Genomic DNA, 19,250 nt, shown 5'->3' on the forward strand with positions numbered 1-19,250 from the left:
CGAGTACACGATGGACTCAAAAAGACTGATTCTCTTCATCGCGGTCTCGTTCGGCATCCTCTTCTTCTGGCAGAAGTGGATGGAGAAACGATATCCGCAGCTGAATACCCCGCCTGCAGCGACCGCTTCGGCGACTGCCGCGGCACCGGCTGCAGCGCAGCCCGAAACCGGCAAGCTCGCCAACGGCACGCGGATCACGGTGAAGACCGATCTGCTGACCGCCGAAATCGACAGCAACGGCGCCGATCTGCGCAAGGTCATCCTGAACAAGTATGGCGCGACCCTCGATCCGGCCAAGCCCTTCGTGCTGCTCGAGGACGACGGCGCGCACACCTATGTGGCGCAAACCGGCCTGATCGGCGACGGCCTGCCGACGCACAAGAGCACCTTCACCTCGGCACAGACGAGCTACGCGCTCGCCGACGGCCAGGACAAGGTCGACGTGCGGCTCGAGGCCGCCGGCCCCGAAGGCGTCAAGGTCGCGAAGATCTACACCTTCAAGCGAGACTCCTACGTCATCGATGTCCGTTACGAAATCGTCAACGGCGGCAGCAAGCCGTTGAGCGCGCAGGCCTACTACCGCCTGCTGCGTGACGGCAAGGCACCGGAAGGCACCAGCACCGGCATGTTCGGCACGCATACCTTCACCGGTCCGGCCGTGTTTACCGATGCCGGCAAGTTCCAGAAGGTCGATTTCGCCAAGCTCGACAAGGGTGAAGCGGACTACCAGAAGTCGGCCAAGGACGGCTGGGTCGCGATGGTGCAGCATTACTTCACCAGCGCCTGGATCGCCTCGCCGAAGGACAAGCCGGGCATCTGCGGCGAAACCGCCTGCAGCTACGAGCTGAAGGCGGTACCGGGTGGCCTGTATTCGGCCGGCGTCGTCGCCGCGCTGCCGCAGATCGCACCGGGCGCCAAATTCGACAAGACCGTCGAGCTGTTCGTCGGCCCGCAGGAAACCCGCGTGCTCGACCAGATCGCGCCGGGCTTCGATCTGGTCAAGGACTACGGCATCTTCACGATCTTCGCCAAGCCGCTGTTCTGGGTGCTCGACCAGATCCACAAGGTCGTCGGCAACTGGGGCTGGGCGATCATCCTGCTGACCATCATGATCAAGGCGCTGTTCTACCCGCTCGCGGCGACCAGCTACCGGTCGATGGCGAAGATGCGCAAGCTCGCACCGCGCATGGAGCAGCTGAAGGAACGTCACGGCGACGACAAGATGAAGTTCCAGCAGGCCGTGATGGAGATGTACAAGACCGAGAAGGTCAACCCGCTCGGCGGCTGCCTGCCGATGCTGGTGCAGATTCCGGTCTTCATCGCGCTGTACTGGGCCCTGATCGCCGCGGTCGAGCTGCGTCAGGCACCGTGGGCGCTGTGGATCCACGACCTGTCGGCCAAGGACCCGTTCTTCGTGCTGCCGATCCTGATGGCGGTGACGATGTTCATCCAGCAGCAGCTGAGCCCGCCGCCGCCGGATCCGATGCAGGCGAAGATGATGAAGATCATGCCGCTGGTGTTCAGCGTGTTCTTCCTGTTCTTCCCGGCCGGTCTGGTGCTGTACTACGTGGTCAACAACGTGCTGTCGATCGCCCAGCAGTGGTACATCACCCGCAAGGTCGAAAACGAAGACAAGCTCGCGAAGAATTCGTGACGCATTTCGTGATCGTGATCACGACAAAAAAGCCGCCTTCGGGCGGCTTTTTTGTCGTCCCCAACGGGGCTGGTCACGCTCAGCCCAGCGACAGCACCAGAGCATCGCCGTCGGGCTGCAGCGTCACGCCGCTGAAATCGGCGATGCGGCCGATGACGCCCGGCTGCATCGGCACGTGATCACCGACGATCACCACCCGGCAACCGGCCGCGAGACCCGAGGCCACGCCGGCGGCGGCATCCTCGAACACGATGCAGTCCTGCGGTGCGATGCCGAGCGCGCCGGCCGCCTTCAGGTACGGTTCGGGCGAGGGCTTGCCCTGGCTGACGTCCTCGGCCACCACGGCCACGCCGGGCCACGGCAGCGACCCCAGCCTGAAGCGCGTTTCGGCCACTTCGCGCCCGGCCGAAGTCACCAGTGCCCAGCGCGAGGCAGGCAGCGAGGCCAGCAGTTCGGCGACACCGGGACGGACTTTCGCCTCGCCGGCGAATTCGATTTCGAGCGCATCCAGCGTGGCGGTCTCGGTCACCGGGTCCAGATGCGGCGCAACCTTGGCCAGGACGTATTCGGACGTGCAACCGTGACAGATGTCGAGCACGGTCTGCGGATCGATGCCGTGGGCGATGCTCCAGCGAATCCAGCCCTTCTCGACGCCCGGCGTCGAATCGACCAGCGTGCCGTCCATGTCGAGCAGCAGGGCCTTGGTATGAAAAGTCGTCATGAACCTCTCCGTCAAAACGCAAGCGTAATGCGCTTCGATGCGGGCCGCATCGTCAAGCAGCGCAACATTCTCTACAATCAGCTCAAACTGGCAACGAGGTTTTACCGGTGCTGATACGCGAACATCTGGACTACCCGAGGGAACAGCACTGGCGTCTCGAGTATCTCGACGTCGAACAACTGCCGTTCCAGTGGCATTACCATCCCGAGTTCGAGCTGACGCTGACCCGCCACGCCAGCGGCGTGCGCTACATCGGCAGCGATGTCGACAGCTTCGGCGAACTGGATCTGGCGCTGGTCGCGCCGAACCAGCCGCATACCTGGCACGCACAGGCACGGGACGACGGTCGCCACCACGAGGTCGAAGTCATCCAGTTCACCGCTGGCTGGTTCGGCAGCGTCGCGAGCCTGCTGCCCGAACTCGACGCGATCGCCCGCTGGCTCGGCGATGTCCACACCGGACTGGTGTTCGGCATGCAAACCGCCTCGGCCGCAGCGCCACTGTTCGGTACGCTGCGACGGGCAAACGGTCCGGCACGGCTGCAGGCGCTGCTCGGCCTGCTCGAACATTTGCGGCTTGCCGACGATGTACGCCGCATCGGTGCCGTCGTCACGCCACCGCCGGACGAGCCGCGCCTGGCAGCCGCGCTCGACCATCTGTACCGGCACTACCGCGAGCCGGTCCGGCTCGACGAGCTCGCCCGGATTGCCAACACCAGCATCGCCACGCTGAAACGGCTGTTCGCGCTGCAGCCGCTCGGCAGTGTCAGCGCCTATCTGGCGGCGCTGCGCATCGGCCATGCCTGCGACCTGCTGATCAACACCCGCCTGCCGGTCGAAATCGTCGCCCAGCAGAGCGGCTTTCCCAGCCCGGCGCAGTTCTACCGGCTGTTTGCCCGCCACAAGGCGACCACGCCGGCAGCATTCCGTCGTCACTACCACCTGCGCGACGGCCGCAAGGCCAGCCCGTATCATCACGCCCATGAAGACTGAAGTGACCACCATGACGACATCCGAACTGATCGCCGCCGTCGCCACCGCCCCCGGGCGGGGCGGCGTCGGCGTGATCCGCCTGTCCGGCCCGGGCCTGGCCGCACTGACGCAAGCCTTGATCGGCCGCGAACTGACGCCACGCCACGCCCATTTCGCCCGCTTCAAGGCCGCCGACGGTGCCGTGATCGACGAAGGCATCGCGCTGTGGTTTCCGGGGCCGAATTCGTTCACCGGCGAAGACGTGCTCGAGCTGCAGGGCCACGGCGGCCCGGTGGTGCTGGCGATGCTGCTCAAGCGCTGCATCGAACTCGGCGCCCGTCACGCCGAGGCCGGCGAATTCAGCAAGCGGGCCTTCCTGAACGGCAAGCTCGATCTGGCACAGGCCGAAGCCGTCGCCGACCTGATCGACGCGCAGTCGGAAGCCGCGGCACGTTCGGCGCTGAAATCGCTCGATGGCGCGTTCTCGCGCGAAGTCCACCAGCTGGTCGACCAGCTGATCACGCTGCGCATGCTGGTCGAAGCGACGCTCGACTTCCCCGAGGAGGACATCGACTTCCTCGAAGCCGCCGATGCGCGCGGCAAGCTCGCCGGCATCGCCGCGCAGCTGCACGCGGTGCTTGCGACCGCAACGCAAGGGCGGCTGCTGCGCGAGGGCGCGCACATCGTGCTGATCGGCCAGCCCAATGTAGGCAAATCCAGCCTGATGAACGCGCTCGCCGGCGAGGACGTCGCCATCGTCACCGACATTGCCGGCACCACCCGCGACACCGTGCGCGAACTGATCCAGCTCGACGGCGTGCCGGTCCACATCATCGATACCGCCGGCCTGCGCGAGACCGACGACGTGGTCGAAAAGATCGGCATCGAGCGGACCTGGGCGGCGATCGAAAAGGCCGACCTCGCGCTGTTGCTGCTCGACAGCCGCGAAGGCGTCACCGCGCACGATCAGGCCATTCTTGAACGCCTGCCGGCCACGCTGCCGGTGCTGCGCGTCTTCAACAAGATCGACCTGACCGGCGAAGCGGGCGGCGAAGCCGGCGATCTGCGCGTCTCGGCCAAGGCCGGGCTGGGTCTGGCTGCGTTGCGGCAGGCGCTGCTGGCCCGCGTGGGCTGGCAGGGCGAGAGCGATGCGGTGTTCATCGCCCGCGAGCGCCACCTCGACGCGATCCGCCGTGCCCAGGGCCACCTCGACAGCGCCGAAGCCGCCTATTTGCAGATCGAGCTGTTTGCCGAGGAGTTGCGACTGGCGCAGAACGCCTTGAGCGAAATTACCGGCGCGTTCACGTCCGATGATCTGCTTGGCGTCATTTTCAGCCGTTTTTGTATCGGAAAATAACGCGAATATCGATACAGATGACGACTTTTATCTGCTTATTTATCAATAATGAACGCAAGATTGGCGATGTTTTTCATAATGAATTTTAACCGACGTTAACAGCAGATCGATCAAAATCGCCAAACCGCTTCTCGAGTACCGTTCGCACTCATCGACAGGAATTTGCGACCGCGCGCTGAATAATCCGCCTTCTGCTAAACCCGGCGGCTTGCTAGACTCGCCGCATCCAATGTTTCACGTGAAACCATGAGCACGCCACGCTACGACGAATCCGCGGTCAAGGTCCTCAAGGGGCTCGATCCGGTCCGGCACCGGCCGGGGATGTACACCCGAACCGACAACCCGCTGCACATCTGCCAGGAAGTCATCGACAACGCCGCCGACGAAGCCCTCGGCGGCTATGCGAAGACGATCCGGGTGACCTTGTGGCGCGACCAGAGCCTGCGCGTCTCCGACGACGGCCGGGGCATTCCGGTCGGCATCCACCCGGAAGAGGGCGTGCCGGCGGTCCAGCTGGTATTCACGCAGCTGCACGCCGGCGGCAAGTTCGACAAGAAGGACGGCGGCGCCTATGCGTTCTCGGGCGGCCTGCACGGCGTCGGCGTATCGGTGACCAATGCGCTGTCGACGCGACTCGAAGTCGAGGTCAAACGCGATGGTGCACAGCACCGCATCGTGTTCGCCGGCGGCGACGTCATCGAACCGCTGACCGTCACTGGCAGCGCGGCAAAGAAGGACAGCGGCACCACCGTCACCGTCCGCCCGGATCCGCAGTACTTCGATTCGCCCGCCATTCCGCACGCCGAGCTCGAGCATCTGCTCAAATCCAAGGCCGTGCTGCTGCCCGGCCTCGTCGTCAGCCTCGATCTCGAGCAGGCTAACGGCGAGTTCGTGCGCCGCGAGTGGACGTACCCGGACGGCCTGACCGGTTACCTGACCGAGCAGCTTGCCGGCTACGAGACGCTGACCCCGATCCTGCGCGGCGAAAAATACGCCGAGGCCGGCGACGAAAACTTCGCCCCGGGCGAAGGCTGCGCGTGGGCGTTCACGTGGAGCCTCGAAGGGCCGGTCAACCGCGAGTCCTACGTCAACCTGATCCCGACGCCGGCCGGCGGTACGCACGAATCCGGCCTGCGCGACGGCGTGTTCCAGGCCGTGAAAACCTTCATCGAATTCCACAGCCTGCTGCCCAAGGGCGTGAAACTGCTGCCCGAAGACCTGTTCGGCCGCTGCTCCTTCGTGCTGTCGGCCAAGGTGCTCGATCCGCAGTTCCAGGGCCAGACCAAGGACAAACTCACCAGCCGCGACAGCCTCAAGCTCGTCTCGACCATGGTCAAATCGCCGTTCGAGCTGTGGCTCAACGAACATGTCGAGCTGGGCAGGAAACTCGCCGAGCTGTGCATCCGTGCCGCGCAAAGCCGGCAGAAGGGCGCGCAGAAGGTCGAGAAAAAGAAATCGTCCGGCGTCGCCGTACTGCCGGGCAAGCTGACCGACTGCGCGTCGGACGAGGGCGAGCGCTGCGAGCTGTTCCTCGTCGAGGGCGACTCGGCCGGCGGCTCTGCCAAGCTCGGTCGCGACAAGGACTTCCAGGCCATCCTGCCGCTTCGAGGCAAGGTGCTCAATACCTGGGAAGTCGACAAGGACCAGATCTTCGCCAACAACGAAGTCCACGACATCGCCGTGGCGATCGGCGTCGACGCGCATGGCCCGGCCGACAAGCCGGACCTGTCCGGCTTGCGCTACGGCAAGATCATCATCATGTCCGATGCCGACGTCGACGGTTCGCACATCCAGGTGCTGCTGCTGACGCTGTTCTACCGCCATTTCCCCAAGCTGATCGATGCCGGCCACGTCTACGTCGCCCAGCCGCCGCTGTTCCGCGTCGATGTCGCCGGCAGCGGCAAACAGAAGCCACCGCGCAAGTTCTACGCGCTCGACGACGGTGAACTTGGCGCGATCCTCGACAAGCTGCGCGCCGAGAAAGTCCGCGAAGGCGCGTGGAGCATCTCGCGCTTCAAGGGCCTCGGGGAAATGAACGCCGAGCAGCTGTTCGAAACGACGATGAACCCGGACACGCGCCGGGTGCTGCGCGTCGGCATCGCCGACGACGTGTCGCTGAACACGCGCGAGCTGATGAACATGCTGATGGGCAAGGGCGAGGCCAGCAGCCGCCGCGCCTGGCTCGAAGCACGCGGCAACGAGGTCGAAGCCGATCTCTGAACCCGGCCAGTCATCCGCGCCAGCAACGCCCCGTTCGCGGGGCGTTTTGCTGTGTACCGCCGACGCCGCCTGGGGGTGCTTTTATACCGTGATCGTTGCGGCATCCCGTCCGCTCACGCGAAACCGCAATCCCGCTTGCTGAAGGAGTCGCGCAGGATGGACGCCAACGCAGCCGTTGGCGCACACTCGGCGCATCCCGTACTGCTTGCTGATACGATCATGATCGAAATCCGCCCCGCGACGGCCGCCGACGCACCTGTACTGGCAACGCTGATGCATGAGTCGGTGCGTCACGCCGGCCGCCTTGCATACAGCGAGGCCGAATGCGCCGCATGGTCACCGGCAGCGCCGGACCCGACAAGATTCGCAATGTCGATGCTCAATCCTGCGCTGCAATTTCTAGTCGCCGTCGACGCCGATGACACCATCGTCGGCTTCGGCAGCCTCGGGCCGACGCCCGACCATCTCGACATGCTATACGTCCGGCACGACCGGATCAGGCAAGGCATCGGCTCGCAGCTGATCGCGGCTCTCGAAGCCGAAGCACACGCACAAGGTGCGACCGAGGTGCACACCGAAGCCAGCCGCTTACTGCGGCCGCGGCTGGAGTGGCTCGGCTACACGCTCGTAGCGGCCGAATGGGTCGAACGTCAGGGTGTGCGGATCGAACGCTTCCGGATGATGAAGGCGCTCTGACCCGGCAGGGGAGGGTCAGCCGAGCGCCGAAATCGCGTTGTGGTCACCATCGCGCCAGCGCCGGACCAGATCGCCTTCGTGTCCGGCCGGCAGCGGTGCCGACGGATCGATCAGTGCGCGGAACAGCTGCTGTCTCGCCCCGAGTGCGGCAAAGCGCCGGCCGATGTCCTCGGCCTGTTGCGACGATTGCAGGCTGGCTTGCGACACGCTCGCGGCTTCTTCGCGCAAGGCGGTCAGGTCCTCGCTGGCTTCACCGACCTGAACCAGGCTGGCATTGACCTCGGCGGCCAGCGTGGTGATGCCCTCGCGCGCGTCGCCGGTCCGCTGGCGAATCGCACCAACGATGCCGGTGATTTCGCTCGTTGCGGTACCGGTACGCTCGGCGAGCTTGCGCACCTCGTCGGCGACCACCGCGAAACCCCGTCCGGCTTCGCCGGCCCGCGCGGCCTCGATCGCGGCGTTCAGCGCCAGCAGATTGGTCTGGTCGGCGATTTCCTTGATCATCTGCACGAAACGGGTGATGTCGGACGACTGGCCGTCGAGCGCGTCGATATCGTCCCGACAGCGTACGGTAGTCGTATCCAGCCCGGCCAGCCGTTCGCGTGCCGCGGCGACGGCCGTGGCACCGTGCGCGGTTCTTTGCATCAGTCCGGCGGCCTGTTCGCGCAGCGCCGAAGCGTCGGACGCCACGCCCCCCAGCAGCTGACCGACTGCCGCCATGCCGCCATCGTGCTGGGTCAGCACCGGCGCCAGCTTGACCAGCGGCGGCTCGGTGCGGACCGGGGTGATCTGGCTCAGAAAACGCGTATCGCGCTCATGCTTGTCGACCAGTGCCTTGAGCCGGGCATTCTCGGCCCGCAACGTCCTGACTTCGTCCTGTTGCGCCGTGCTCCCGCTCTTGCCGCCGAACCATTCACCCAACCCCATATCGCCCCCGTTTTCTTACTGCACGCATGCAGCATGCCTGTATGCCGAACCGGACCTCAGTATGCCGCGACCGCCCTGCCTGACGCATCAGCGACGACTGATACTGTTGCCCAATCGGCGACAACGCCCGGGCAGGCGAACACCGGGCAAGCTGGGGATATCACCAAGTCTGGCTCGGCCGTATCGGCCGTAAGATGACATCAAAATTAATTCACGCTTTCTTTCTCTGGATTCAGGCCCGCGTCCCGCTGGCGTCCCGATCCGCTCCGGATGCATTCATGAACAAACTCATCGTCACCGGCACGGTGCTCGCCGCCGCACTTGCCGCCGGCGCCTGGCATTTCACCCGTTCCGAACCGCAGCCGGCCACGGTCGTCGAGCCGGCGGTACCGCAGCGCACGCTCCGCATCGCGCTCGAAGGCAAGTACCCGCCGTTCGAGTACCTCGACAGCAGCAAGCAGCTCGCCGGCTTCAATATCGATATCGCCAACGCCCTGTGCGCGCAGATGAACGCCCGCTGCGAGTTCAAGCGTTACGACTGGGAGCAGCTGATTCCGGTACTCGGACGCGGCGATGCCGATGCGGTCATCGCATCGATGTCGATCACGCCAGAACGCGAAAAGCAGGTGCTGTTCACCGACGTCTACACCCGGGTACCCGGCGCCTACATCGCCCGCAAGGACCAGCACATCATCTGGCCGGTCCTGACTTCGGAGCGGCTGCGCGACAAGACCGTCGGGGTTGCTGGTGACACAACGTTCGCCGACTACCTGAAACACGAGATCGAACCCGGCCACGTCAGGGTCACGCGATTTGCATCCCAGGAAGACGCCTTCGCCGCGCTCGAAGCGAACAAGGTCGATGTCGTGTTCGGCGACAGCGCCGTACTGACCGATTACCTGCGCAAGCCCGGTCACGCCGAGCAGTTCGAGCTGGTCGGCGGCAAGGTCCAGTCCAGCCAGTGGCTGGGGCAGGGCGAGGCGATTGCCGTACCGGCAGGCAAGACCGCGCTGCGTGACGAGTTCAATACCGCATTGCGCACGCTGATCGCCGACGGCACGCATGCACGACTGCAGAATCGCTACTTCGTGTTCCGGGTTCTGGAGCAGTAAGCACCAACGTTTCACGTGGAACGTTCGTGAAACGACGACGGGCCTCGGGCTACAATGCGCACTGACCGAAACAGCCCAGTGCCATCCATGTCCGATTTCGACGCACAGCCGACCCCAGAAACCCTGCCTGCCGACGATGGCGGCAACCGCCGCTACATCAGCGCCGCCGTCTCGACCCAGGCGCCCGACGACGGCGAGTCGGTCCAGCTCGGCCTGTATGCCGAGCGCAGCTATCTCGAATACGCGATGAGCGTGGTCAAAAGCCGCGCGCTGCCGCAGGCCGAGGACGGCCAGAAGCCGGTACAGCGCCGGCTGCTGTACGCGATGCACGAGATGGGCCTGACCGCGACGTCCAAGCCGGTGAAATCGGCGCGCATCATCGGCGATGTGCTCGGCAAGTTCCACCCCCACGGCGACCAGTCGGCGTACGACGCACTGGTGCGGATCGCGCAGGATTTCTCGCTGCGCTATCCGCTGGTCGACGGCCACGGCAACTTCGGTTCGCGCGACGGCGACGGCGCCGCCGCCTACCGCTACACCGAAGCGCGGCTGAGCCCGATCGCCGAGCTGCTGCTGTCCGAACTCGACGCCGGCACCACCGACTTCATCCCGAACTACGACGGTGCCTTCGACGAACCGGTGCTGCTGCCGGCGCGACTCCCGATGCTGCTGCTCAACGGCGCGTCGGGTATCGCCGTCGGCATGGCGACCGAAATCCCGCCGCACAACCTCGGTGAAGTCGCCGACGCGGCGATCGCGCTGATCCGCCAGCCCGGCCTCGATACTGCCGCGCTGCTCGAATACATCCAGGGGCCGGACCTGCCCGGCGGCGGTCAGATCATCTCGTCGAAGAAGGACATCGTCGCCGCGTACGAAAACGGCCGCGGCAGCCTGAAGACCCGCGCACGCTGGGAAAAGGAAGAACTCGCGCGCGGCCAGTGGCAGATTGTCGTCACCGAACTGCCGCACGGCACTTCGTCGCAGAAGGTGCTCGAGGAGATCGAGGAGCTGACGAACCCGAAGATCAAGAAGGGCAAGAAGACGCTGACGCAGGAGCAGGACCAGACCAAGAAACTGCTGCTGTCGTCGCTCGATCGCGTCCGCGACGAATCGGGCAAGGACCAGCCGGTACGGCTGGTGTTCGAACCGAAGTCGTCGCGCCAGAATGCCGACGAGCTGATGACGCTGCTGCTGGCGCACACCTCGCTGGAAACCAACCTGTCGATCAACATCGTCGCGATCGGCCGCGACGGCCGGCCGGGGCAGAAGAGCCTGCGCGACCTGATCGCCGAGTGGATCTCGTTCCGCTTCGACACGGTGCGCCGCCGCACCGAACACCGGCTCGGCAAGGTCGACGACCGCATCCACATCCTCGAAGGCCGGATGATCGTCTTCCTCAACATCGACGAGGTGATCCGCATCATCCGCGAATCGGATGAACCGAAGGCCGCACTGATCGCGCGCTTCAACCTGTCCGACCGCCAGGCCGAAGACATTCTCGAAATCCGCCTGCGCCAGCTGGCACGCCTTGAAGGCATCCGGATCGAGCAGGAACTCGCCGATCTCAGGACCGAGAAGGAAGGGCTCGAACATCTGCTGGCCAACGCCGGCGCGATGCAGAAACTGGTCGTCAAGGAAATCGAAGCCGACCGCAAGAAGTTCGCCGACCCGCGCCGGACACTGATCGAGGAAGCCGAAAAAGCGGTGATCGAAGTCTCGGTCGTCGATGAACCGACGACGCTGATCCTGTCCGAGAAGGGCTGGATCCGCTCGCGCCAGGGGCACGGCATCGAACTGGCCAGCCAGAGCTTCAAGGACGGCGACAAACTGCTCGCGGCGATCGAATGCCGCACCGTCGACAACGTCGCGCTGATCGGCTCCGACGGCCGGGTCTACACGATCCAGGCCGCCGTGGTGCCGGGCGGACGCGGCGACGGCGTACCGGTGACGACGCTGGTCGATCTGGCCGCCAAGAGCCGCATCGTCCAGCTGCTCACCGCTGCGGGCGACGAATGGCTGGTGATCGCCAATTCGGCCGGTTACGGTTTCGCCTGCCAGTTCGACAACCTCTTGAGCCGGCAGAAGGCCGGCAAGAGCTTCATCAGTGTCGACGAAGGAGAAGTCATCCTCAAGCTGGCGACCTTTGTTCCACGTGAAACATCGCTGGTCGCGTGTCTTTCCAGGGCCGGCAAGCTGCACCTGTTCCCGTACGCGGAATTCAAGCAGCTGGCCGGTGGCGGTCGCGGCGTGATCACGATGGCGCTCGACGACAAGGACGAACTCGCCGGCATCACCGTGTGCGATGGCGAAACGCTCAGGCTCACCGGCGCCGGCCGCGGTGGCAAGACGACCGAACTGGTGCTCGACGCCAACGGCATGGCGCCCTATGTCGGCAAACGCGCCCGCAAGGGCAAGCCGATCGCGCTGAAGCTGCCGGGCTTCTGATGAGTCCGACGCTGGCCGCGACCTGGCAATCGCTCGGCATCTTGGAGTCTGTGATCGCCGAAAAGCGGCTGACGCTGTATGACGAGGCCGACGAACTGGTGATTGCCGAAGTGGGCGATGACGGCCGCGAATGGCGGCTGACCCCGGCGGCCTGCGACGCGTGGCGGGCGATGCAGGCCGCTGCGGCGGTCGACGGGGTCACGCTGCGCATCGCTTCGGCGTGGCGCGGTATTGCCCGGCAGACCGAGCTGGTCCGGGCCAAGCTCGATCGCGGCGAGACGATCGCGGCCGTACTCGAAAGGCTGGCACCGCCGGGTTGCAGCGAGCACCACACCGGCCGAGCTGTCGACGTCTACGAACCGGGTGGCCCGGTGCTCGAGGAAGCATTCGAAACGACTGCGGCCTACGCCTGGCTGCAACAGCACGCCGGCCGCTTCGGCTTCACGCTGTCGTTTCCGCGCGCCAATCCGAACGGCTACATCTACGAGCCGTGGCACTGGTGCCATCACCCATGAAAAAGCCGGCAAGACGCCGGCTTTTTCATGGGCGGGACGATCAGATTTCGCCGATGTAATCCATCTTGCCGAGCGGCACGCCGTTGTGGCGCAGGATGTTGTACGCCGTCGTCACGTGGAAGTAGACGTTCGGCAGGGCAAAATTCAGTAGATAGAACTCGCCCTGCATCGGATGGTCGGGCATCCACGGCATCGTCACCGTCTTGCCCGCAGTACCGTCGAGCGCATCGGCCGGGATCGTTTCGAGATACGCCAGCACCGAGCCGATCCGTTCGCGCAGTTCGGCAATGCTGGTCTCGGTGTCGTCGAACTTCGGCGGCGTGATGCCGGACAGTCTGCCGATGCTGCCCTTGGCCTGATCGGTGGCGATCTGCACCTGCTTGAGCAGCGGGTACATGTTCGGAAACAGCCGGCTCTGCAGCAGCACCGATTCGTCGATCTGCAGTTCGCTACAGTAACCCGCGGCGCGGTCGAGCAGGTGCGACAGATTGCCGAGCATGCGCACGTAAACCGGGACGGACAGCTGGAAATAGCTCAGGGACATGATGACTCCTCGGGCAGGGCCGCCGCCGGCCCCGTGACTGAAAAGCTTCATGTTAGCCCGGAAGGGGCGGGGGTTCAGCCCAGATTGAGCCGCTCCAGGCTGTCGGCAGCAGCGCGCCAGTGCCGGGCCTCGACCAGCCGCCCAGCCAGCACGTCGGCACAGGCCTCGGCACCGTCGATGCCGGTGTCGACGTCGAGGTCGTATTCCCAGCCGGCATGCACCCGTGGTGATTCCCAGGCGGCCAGCCCGGCCGCACGATCACCGCGTGCCGCTTCGCGCGCCGACGCGATCGCCGGATCGCAATGCACGGCGACCAGCACCGTCGTATAGCCGGCCAGCTCGGTCAGCAGCTCGCGCTTCTCGTCGCGCTCACACCAGCCGTTGTCGATGATCAGCCGGTTGCCTGCCTGCAGCAGCCCGGGCAGGCAGAAGTGGTAGCCGCGTACCAGCGCCGCCCAGTCATAGCCGGTTCGCGTGATCGGTTCACCGCGGCACATCCGCAGCCAGTCCGAATGCGGCAGCGCCGCCAGCACCTGGTCGATGCCGAAGTACAGGTACTGCTCCGGCAAGCGTTCCTGCAATGCGCGGGCCAGTGACGATTTGCCGGACGAGCTGCAGCCGTTGAGCACGATCACCTGGGGCAGCATCACAGCACCGGCATGCAGAGGTCGATATGACCGTCACCGAAGCCGGACCGGTTGCGTTCGACGCGGGGCCGGGCCAGATCGGGCGTCAGGCCTGCGCGCGGCAGCCAGACGTGCATCAGATCGCGCCAGCGCGGGCCGATATCGTCAGTCATGCCGTAGTAGGCGAACACCGCCCAGCGTCCGCCGAGCAGCCTGCACTCGCCGAAACCGCGCGGAATCGGCGTACCGGACTTGATGGCCACCGCGGTGTCATAACGACGCCGGCCGGCCGGCGTCGTGCTGGGATCGCTCCAGATCAGGCCGTACATGGCGAGTTGCCCCTGATCGAGCTGGTTGCGGCGACAGAACTCGGCAAACTGCGTCCATTGTTCGTTCAGATGACAGCCGTAATCGCCAACCTCGCGCTGATAGAGGAAGCGCATCGCCGGCCATTCCTCGACGGTGATCTTTGCCGCCACTTCGTCGAAAGACCAGACATAGTCGGCAGCGGTACCGGCAATCCGCTTGCCGGGCTGATAGCTGAACGGGCCCAGCGTCTGCTTCAGCCAGTCACGCGTCTCCGGTTCACCCTTGCGCCATGCGCTCGGGGTAAAGCCGAACTCGCGATGAAAGGCACGGCTGAACGTCGCGGCAGAGGAAAAGCCGACCTGACGCGCCACTTCGCCGATCGGCAGATGCGGCGCCCAGTGCAGCAGCGATGCTGCGGTCTCGAGCCGGATTTTCCACAGGAAGGCCTGCGGCGTGGTGTTGTAGCGGTTCTGGAAGCGACGGACCAGATACCAGGGCGAGTAATGCGCCGCATCGGCCAGATCGGCCAGCGTCAGCGGCGATGACATTTCGCGCACCATCCGGTCGACTGCGCGCTCCAGTCTCGGACACGGAATCAGCCGGTGCGGCTGACGGGACACGACGGGAATGTAGTTCGGTACTGGCGCGTTCATCACGGTCATCCTTGCCGACCAGGGCGTAAGGTGAAGACCTTAGCATGCCGCAAGTGCCAGCGGGCGACCAGCCCCTGCCGGCTGTCCAGCAAACGCTGTTTCACGTGAAACAGCCGGCCTAATCCTTGGCGTTGTCGTCGCCGCCGTTACGGGCCCAGAACATCCGGTCCGGCAGCATCTGGCCCATGCCGGGACGGAATGCGTGCTTGAGCGTTTGCCAGGTGTACTCCTGCGCATCACGAACGGCCTGACCCAGCTCGACGCCATTGGCCAGCGCACCGGCAATGGCCGACGACAGCGTCGCTCCGGCACCGTGGAAGCGCCCGGGCAGACGATCCCAGCTGTCGGTGCGCATCCGGCCGTTCTGGCTGAACAGTGCGTTGTTGATCTTCGGCGTCTGCGCTTGCGCACCGGTGATCAGCACGTATTCGCAGCCCAGCTGGATGATACGGTTGGCCGCCGCATCGAGCGGCAGGTCCTCCTGCTCGTCGGCGTCGTCGCTCGCCAGCAGTCTCGCCTCATGCTGGTTGGGCGTGACGATCAGCGAATGCGGCACCAGCAGCTCGCGCAGCGCGGCGATGTATTCGTCGTCCGCCATATCGTCACCGTGACCACGCGGCATCACCGGATCGAGGATCAGCGGTACGTCGGGGTAATCGGCGGCGATCTCGGCCAGCACCGTCAGGCCCTCGACGCTGCCGACCATGCCGACCTTGATCGCGTCGACTTCGGCATCTTCGAGCACGTAGCGCGCCTGGTCGTGCAGCCACTCCGGATCGACCGGCTGAAACTCCTGCAATCCGGCGCTGTCCTGCACGGTGAGCGCGGTGATGACCGGCAACGCATGGCAGCCGAGCGCCGCCAGCGTCAGCAGATCGGCCGACACGCCGCCACCGCCCGACGGATCATTGGCAGCGAAGGTCAGCACGAGCGGGGGGGCGGCATTCATGGGGGGGCGGAACCGATTGGGGTAGAATTCCGATTCTAAACGACGCGAAGGGCGCGACCTGATGAAAAAGTATATGTGTTTGATTTGCGGCTTCATTTATGACGAGGCCGAAGGCCGTCCCGAAGACGGCATCGCCGCGGGTACGCCGTGGGACGACGTGCCGCCGAACTGGACCTGCCCGGACTGTGGCGCGCGCAAAGACGATTTTGAAATGATCGAGATCTGAATCCGGCCCGCCGGCCCGAATCCGCCGAGACACTGAATGAAACGCCAACTCACCGCGATCGCCATTGCCGCCACCGTCCTGCTCGGTGGCTGCCAGCAGGTCAGCACCACCGGTACCGGCGCGACCAACATCACCCGCAAGCAGAGCATGAGCATGCTGGTGTCCGAAAAGGACGTCGTGCAGATGTCGGCGCAAGCCTACAACGACACGCTCGGCAAGGCCAAAAGCAGCGGCAAGCTCAATGCCGACGCCGCGCTGACCCGGCGCGTGCGCAGTATTGCCGACCGGATCATCCCGCAGACCGCCGTGTTCCGCCCCGACGCGCTGAACTGGCAGTGGGAAGTGAATGTCGAGCAGAGCAAGGAGCTGAACGCCTACTGCATGGCCGGCGGTAAGATCATGTTCTATTCGGGCATCATCACCCAGCTCAAGCTGTCCGATGACGAGATCGCCCAGATCATGGGTCACGAGATCGCCCATGCGCTGCGCGAACACGCGCGCGAGCGGATGAGCAGCGAAGCCAACAAACAGATCGCCATGCAGGGGCTTTCCATCCTCACCGGTGGCAAGTACGACGCGCTGCTCGGCATGGGCGACCAGCTGATCGCGGTCGGTTACAGCCTGCCGAACAGCCGCGAACACGAATCGGAAGCCGACGTGATGGGGCTGGAACTCGCCGCGCGGGCCGGCTACAAGCCGCAGGCGGCGGTGACGCTGTGGCAGAAGATGGCCGCCGCATCGCAGGGCGGCTCGCCCGAGTTCCTGTCGACCCACCCGTCATCGAGCACGCGGATCCGCGATCTGCAGGCACAGATTCCCAAGGTCGAGCCGCTGTACGAAACGGCAGTGACCCAGTACGGCAGCAAACGCTGATGCTCTGGTTCAAGGCATTCCACATCATCTTCGTCACCAGCTGGTTCGCCGGTCTGTTCTATCTGCCGCGACTGTTCGTCAACCACGCCATGGCCACCGAACCGGCCGAGATCGCCCGGCTGGCGCTGATGGAAAAGAAGCTCCTGCGCTTCATGACGCCGCTGGCCGTAATGGCCCTCGGCTTCGGGCTGGCGACATGGTCGAGCTACGACTTCTACGCCGGCCCGGGCTGGCGCTGGATGCATGCCAAGCTGACGCTGGTGGCGCTGCTGGTCGGCTATCACGGCTGGTGCTTCAAGCTCGTGCGCGACTTCGCCGCCGGCCGCAACACCCGCAGCCACCGCTGGTACCGGGTCTTCAACGAGATGCCGGTGCTGGCGCTGTTCGCCATCGTCGTCCTCGTCGTCGTCAAACCGTTCTAGGAGCCTTCATGGCGATCGAAATCGAACGCAAATTCCTGCTCGCTTCCGATGGCTGGCGCGACGCCGTGCACCGGTCGACGCGCATTGCCCAGGGCTATCTGTGCACCGATCCCGAACGCACGGTGCGCGTGCGGCTGAAGGGTGACGCCGGCTTCCTGACCATCAAGGGCAAGAACCAGGGCATCGCCCGCGCCGAGTTCGAATACCCGGTTCCCGCTGACGACGCAGCAGCCATGCTGGCGCTCTGTCCGAACGTGCTCGACAAGACCCGGCATCTCGTCAGCGTCGAAACGATGCTGTGGGAAATCGACGAGTTTCACGGCGACAACGCCGGGCTGGTCGTCGCCGAGATCGAACTGCCATCGGTCGACGCCACTTTTGTCCGCCCCGACTGGCTCGGTGCCGAGGTCTCTGCCGATCCGCGTTATTTCAACAGTGCATTGTCCGAGAAGCCGTACTGCCGCTGGTAAGCCGGCACACCCGCAAGGAAACAACATGACCCAGAACGAACAACTCTTCGACGCCGCACAGAAGCACATTCCCGGCGGTGTCAATTCGCCGGTGCGCGCCTTCGGCTCGGTCGGCGGCACGCCGCGCTTCTTCAAGAAGGGCGAAGGCGCCTACGTCTGGGATGCCGACGGCCAGCGCTACATCGACTACGTCGGCTCGTGGGGCCCGCTGATTCTCGGCCACGCACATCCGCAAGTGCTCGACTCGGTGATCGCCGCGGCGCGCGACGGCCTCAGCTTCGGCGCACCGACGCAGCGCGAAATTGAACTCGCCGACCTGCTGTGCGAGATGCTGCCGTCGCTCGAACAGGTGCGGCTGGTGTCCAGCGGCACCGAAGCAACGATGAGTGCGATCCGCCTTGCGCGCGGCTTCACCGGCCGCGACAAGCTAGTCAAGTTCGAAGGCTGCTACCACGGCCACGCCGACAGCCTGCTGGTCAAGGCTGGCTCGGGCCTGCTGACCTTCGGCAACCCGTCGAGCGCCGGCGTACCGGCCGCGGTCGCCGCCGATACCATCGTACTGCCGTACAACAACGTCGCTGCACTGGAAGCATTGTTCGCCACCGAAGGCGACAAGATCGCCGCCATCATCGTCGAACCGGTCGCCGGCAACATGAATCTGGTCCGGCCTTCACCGGCCTTCGTCACCGCCATGCGCGCGCTGACCGAACGCCACGGCGCGGTGCTGATCTACGACGAAGTGATGACCGGTTTCCGCGTCGGCCTGCAATGCGCGCAGGGCCTGCACGGCATCACGCCGGACCTGACCTGCCTCGGCAAGGTCGTCGGCGGCGGCATGCCGCTGGCCGCATTCGGCGGCCGCGCCGACATCATGGGCAAACTGGCACCGCTCGGTCCGGTCTACCAAGCCGGCACGCTGTCGGGCAACCCGGTCGCCGTCGCTGCCGGTCTCGCCACGCTGCAGGCGATCCGCCAACCCGGTTTCTTCGACGCGCTGAGCGCCAAAACGGCAGCGCTTGCCGACGGTCTCAGCAAAGCCGCGCGCGATGCCGGCGTCGCGTTCTCGGCGCAAAGCGTCGGCGGGATGTTCGGCGTGTACTTCAGCGCGACGCCGCCGCAAACGTTCGCCGACGTGATGGTCTCGGACCGCGCACGCTTCAACGCCTTCTTCCATGCCATGCTGGCCGAAGGCATCTACCTCGCGCCGTCGGCATTCGAGGCCGGTTTCGTCTCCGCCGCACACAGCGACGCGGATATCGCCGCCACCGTCGCGGCTGCGGCGCGCATCCTCGGCGCCTGATCCAGCGCCTCCCGAAGGCCGCCGTGCAATGCGGCGGCCTTGCCACCGGTCGGCCGGTAAACGGTCACCGGTGGCCGTAACCCGCCTAAAGCAGTCCGGAGTCATTCAGCTTCATGCTGACGCATCGGGTCAGTACCTGATGGGAAATCACCGGATCACGCGCCATCCCGCCTCTGCGCTATAACCGCAAGAAAACGGCTGAATTTGTCCGTCAGTCGGCACCATCAGTAGCTGTTTTCATACCGGTCATCCGGGATCCC

Annotated in this window: 18 protein-coding genes and 1 pseudogene; 13 read left to right on the plus strand and 6 right to left on the minus strand. The window is 65.1% G+C overall.

The features are described from left to right. Positions 1-10: 10 nt before the first annotated feature. Positions 11-1,654: a membrane protein insertase YidC gene (gene yidC / locus JMJ54_RS11365; RefSeq protein WP_203538678.1), complete on the plus strand. Its 1,644-nt coding sequence runs from the start codon at positions 11-13 to the stop codon at positions 1,652-1,654. Between the two features lie 79 nt (positions 1,655-1,733). On the opposite strand, the gene JMJ54_RS11370 is transcribed toward yidC, so the two are convergent. Beyond that, complete coding sequence (locus JMJ54_RS11370; RefSeq protein ID WP_203538679.1) at positions 1,734-2,375, minus strand: HAD-IA family hydrolase; 642 nt, start codon at positions 2,373-2,375, stop codon at positions 1,734-1,736. A 107-nt stretch (positions 2,376-2,482) separates the two neighbouring features. On the opposite strand from JMJ54_RS11370, the gene JMJ54_RS11375 reads away from it, so the two are divergent. The 4 genes from JMJ54_RS11375 to JMJ54_RS11390 all read left to right on the plus strand — a co-directional run bounded on the left by JMJ54_RS11375 (position 2,483) and on the right by JMJ54_RS11390 (position 7,619). Next, positions 2,483-3,367, plus strand: coding sequence for a helix-turn-helix domain-containing protein (locus JMJ54_RS11375; RefSeq protein ID WP_203538680.1), 885 nt, complete (start codon positions 2,483-2,485; stop codon positions 3,365-3,367). 10 nt (positions 3,368-3,377) lie between these two features. Next, entirely contained in the window at positions 3,378-4,703 is a 1,326-nt protein-coding gene (gene mnmE / locus JMJ54_RS11380) for a tRNA uridine-5-carboxymethylaminomethyl(34) synthesis GTPase MnmE (protein WP_203538681.1), read from the plus strand. 246 nt (positions 4,704-4,949) lie between these two features. Further along, positions 4,950-6,923, plus strand: a complete 1,974-nt coding sequence (gene parE, locus JMJ54_RS11385) for a DNA topoisomerase IV subunit B (RefSeq protein ID WP_203538682.1) — start codon at positions 4,950-4,952, stop codon at positions 6,921-6,923. A 156-nt stretch (positions 6,924-7,079) separates the two neighbouring features. Beyond that, entirely contained in the window at positions 7,080-7,619 is a 540-nt protein-coding gene (locus JMJ54_RS11390; RefSeq protein WP_203538683.1) for a GNAT family N-acetyltransferase, read from the plus strand. 15 nt (positions 7,620-7,634) lie between these two features. On the opposite strand, the pseudogene JMJ54_RS19440 reads toward JMJ54_RS11390, so the two are convergent. Further along, a pseudogene (locus JMJ54_RS19440) lies at positions 7,635-8,123 on the minus strand (methyl-accepting chemotaxis protein); the annotation flags it as partial. A gap of 701 nt (positions 8,124-8,824) precedes the next feature. Between JMJ54_RS19440 and JMJ54_RS11400 the strand changes: the two are divergent. The 3 genes from JMJ54_RS11400 to JMJ54_RS11410 all read left to right on the plus strand — a co-directional run bounded on the left by JMJ54_RS11400 (position 8,825) and on the right by JMJ54_RS11410 (position 12,618). Then, positions 8,825-9,658 carry a transporter substrate-binding domain-containing protein gene (locus JMJ54_RS11400; protein WP_203538684.1) on the plus strand — a complete coding sequence of 278 codons (834 nt, stop codon included), beginning with the start codon at positions 8,825-8,827 and terminating at the stop codon, positions 9,656-9,658. Between the two features lie 87 nt (positions 9,659-9,745). Beyond that, the gene (gene parC / locus JMJ54_RS11405; RefSeq protein WP_203538685.1) at positions 9,746-12,103 is read left to right on the plus strand and encodes a DNA topoisomerase IV subunit A; all 2,358 of its coding nucleotides are present in this window, start codon (positions 9,746-9,748) and stop codon (positions 12,101-12,103) included. Then, positions 12,103-12,618 (plus strand): M15 family metallopeptidase, encoded by a 516-nt coding sequence (locus JMJ54_RS11410; RefSeq protein ID WP_203538686.1) that lies wholly within the window; start codon positions 12,103-12,105, stop codon positions 12,616-12,618. Before parC ends, JMJ54_RS11410 begins: the two co-directional genes overlap by 1 nt. A 40-nt stretch (positions 12,619-12,658) precedes the next feature. On the opposite strand, the gene JMJ54_RS11415 is transcribed toward JMJ54_RS11410, so the two are convergent. The 4 genes from JMJ54_RS11415 to thiD all read right to left on the minus strand — a co-directional run bounded on the left by JMJ54_RS11415 (position 12,659) and on the right by thiD (position 15,699). Beyond that, entirely contained in the window at positions 12,659-13,162 is a 504-nt protein-coding gene (locus JMJ54_RS11415) for a DUF1993 domain-containing protein (protein WP_203538687.1), read from the minus strand. Positions 13,163-13,236: 74 nt separating this feature from the next. Next, on the minus strand, positions 13,237-13,809 hold the full coding sequence (locus JMJ54_RS11420) for a chloramphenicol phosphotransferase CPT family protein (RefSeq protein ID WP_239000043.1): 573 nt from the start codon (positions 13,807-13,809) through the stop codon (positions 13,237-13,239). Continuing rightward, on the minus strand, positions 13,809-14,750 hold the full coding sequence (locus JMJ54_RS11425) for an AraC family transcriptional regulator (protein WP_203538689.1): 942 nt from the start codon (positions 14,748-14,750) through the stop codon (positions 13,809-13,811). The genes JMJ54_RS11420 and JMJ54_RS11425 overlap by 1 nt, the downstream gene beginning before the upstream one ends. Before the next feature lie 118 nt (positions 14,751-14,868). Next, complete coding sequence (thiD, locus tag JMJ54_RS11430; RefSeq protein ID WP_203538690.1) at positions 14,869-15,699, minus strand: bifunctional hydroxymethylpyrimidine kinase/phosphomethylpyrimidine kinase; 831 nt, start codon at positions 15,697-15,699, stop codon at positions 14,869-14,871. Between the two features lie 73 nt (positions 15,700-15,772). On the opposite strand from thiD, the gene JMJ54_RS11435 reads away from it, so the two are divergent. The 5 genes from JMJ54_RS11435 to hemL are packed head-to-tail and all read left to right on the plus strand — an operon-like array spanning position 15,773 to position 18,990. Beyond that, complete coding sequence (locus JMJ54_RS11435; protein WP_373295745.1) at positions 15,773-15,925, plus strand: rubredoxin; 153 nt, start codon at positions 15,773-15,775, stop codon at positions 15,923-15,925. A 36-nt stretch (positions 15,926-15,961) separates the two neighbouring features. Beyond that, positions 15,962-16,798 (plus strand): M48 family metallopeptidase, encoded by an 837-nt coding sequence (locus tag JMJ54_RS11440; protein ID WP_203538691.1) that lies wholly within the window; start codon positions 15,962-15,964, stop codon positions 16,796-16,798. Next, positions 16,798-17,220, plus strand: coding sequence for a protoporphyrinogen oxidase HemJ (gene hemJ, locus JMJ54_RS11445; protein WP_203538692.1), 423 nt, complete (start codon positions 16,798-16,800; stop codon positions 17,218-17,220). The genes JMJ54_RS11440 and hemJ overlap by 1 nt, the downstream gene beginning before the upstream one ends. Before the next feature lie 8 nt (positions 17,221-17,228). Beyond that, on the plus strand, positions 17,229-17,690 hold the full coding sequence (locus JMJ54_RS11450; protein ID WP_203538693.1) for a CYTH domain-containing protein: 462 nt from the start codon (positions 17,229-17,231) through the stop codon (positions 17,688-17,690). A gap of 25 nt (positions 17,691-17,715) precedes the next feature. After that, positions 17,716-18,990 (plus strand): glutamate-1-semialdehyde 2,1-aminomutase, encoded by a 1,275-nt coding sequence (gene hemL / locus JMJ54_RS11455; RefSeq protein ID WP_203538694.1) that lies wholly within the window; start codon positions 17,716-17,718, stop codon positions 18,988-18,990. Positions 18,991-19,250: the final 260 nt, after the last annotated feature.

The sequence above is a fragment of the Jeongeupia naejangsanensis genome (genome assembly GCF_016865585.1).
GTDB classification, from domain to species: Bacteria; Pseudomonadota; Gammaproteobacteria; order Burkholderiales; family Chitinibacteraceae; genus Jeongeupia; species Jeongeupia naejangsanensis.

Coding starts and splice junctions, on each gene's coding strand:
- parE (WP_203538682.1), top strand. CDS start 4,950: ATGAGCACGCCACGCTACGACGAATCCGCGGTCAAGGTCCTCAAGGGG.
- JMJ54_RS11415 (WP_203538687.1), bottom strand. CDS start 13,162: ATGTCCCTGAGCTATTTCCAGCTGTCCGTCCCGGTTTACGTGCGCATG.
- JMJ54_RS11435 (WP_373295745.1), top strand. CDS start 15,773: ATGTGTTTGATTTGCGGCTTCATTTATGACGAGGCCGAAGGCCGTCCC.
- JMJ54_RS11390 (WP_203538683.1), top strand. CDS start 7,080: ATGGACGCCAACGCAGCCGTTGGCGCACACTCGGCGCATCCCGTACTG.
- parC (WP_203538685.1), top strand. CDS start 9,746: ATGTCCGATTTCGACGCACAGCCGACCCCAGAAACCCTGCCTGCCGAC.
- mnmE (WP_203538681.1), top strand. CDS start 3,378: ATGACGACATCCGAACTGATCGCCGCCGTCGCCACCGCCCCCGGGCGG.
- JMJ54_RS11425 (WP_203538689.1), bottom strand. CDS start 14,750: ATGAACGCGCCAGTACCGAACTACATTCCCGTCGTGTCCCGTCAGCCG.
- JMJ54_RS11450 (WP_203538693.1), top strand. CDS start 17,229: ATGGCGATCGAAATCGAACGCAAATTCCTGCTCGCTTCCGATGGCTGG.
- JMJ54_RS11440 (WP_203538691.1), top strand. CDS start 15,962: ATGAAACGCCAACTCACCGCGATCGCCATTGCCGCCACCGTCCTGCTC.
- JMJ54_RS11370 (WP_203538679.1), bottom strand. CDS start 2,375: ATGACGACTTTTCATACCAAGGCCCTGCTGCTCGACATGGACGGCACG.
- hemL (WP_203538694.1), top strand. CDS start 17,716: ATGACCCAGAACGAACAACTCTTCGACGCCGCACAGAAGCACATTCCC.
- JMJ54_RS11410 (WP_203538686.1), top strand. CDS start 12,103: ATGAGTCCGACGCTGGCCGCGACCTGGCAATCGCTCGGCATCTTGGAG.
- thiD (WP_203538690.1), bottom strand. CDS start 15,699: ATGAATGCCGCCCCCCCGCTCGTGCTGACCTTCGCTGCCAATGATCCG.
- hemJ (WP_203538692.1), top strand. CDS start 16,798: ATGCTCTGGTTCAAGGCATTCCACATCATCTTCGTCACCAGCTGGTTC.
- JMJ54_RS11420 (WP_239000043.1), bottom strand. CDS start 13,809: ATGCTGCCCCAGGTGATCGTGCTCAACGGCTGCAGCTCGTCCGGCAAA.
- JMJ54_RS11400 (WP_203538684.1), top strand. CDS start 8,825: ATGAACAAACTCATCGTCACCGGCACGGTGCTCGCCGCCGCACTTGCC.
- yidC (WP_203538678.1), top strand. CDS start 11: ATGGACTCAAAAAGACTGATTCTCTTCATCGCGGTCTCGTTCGGCATC.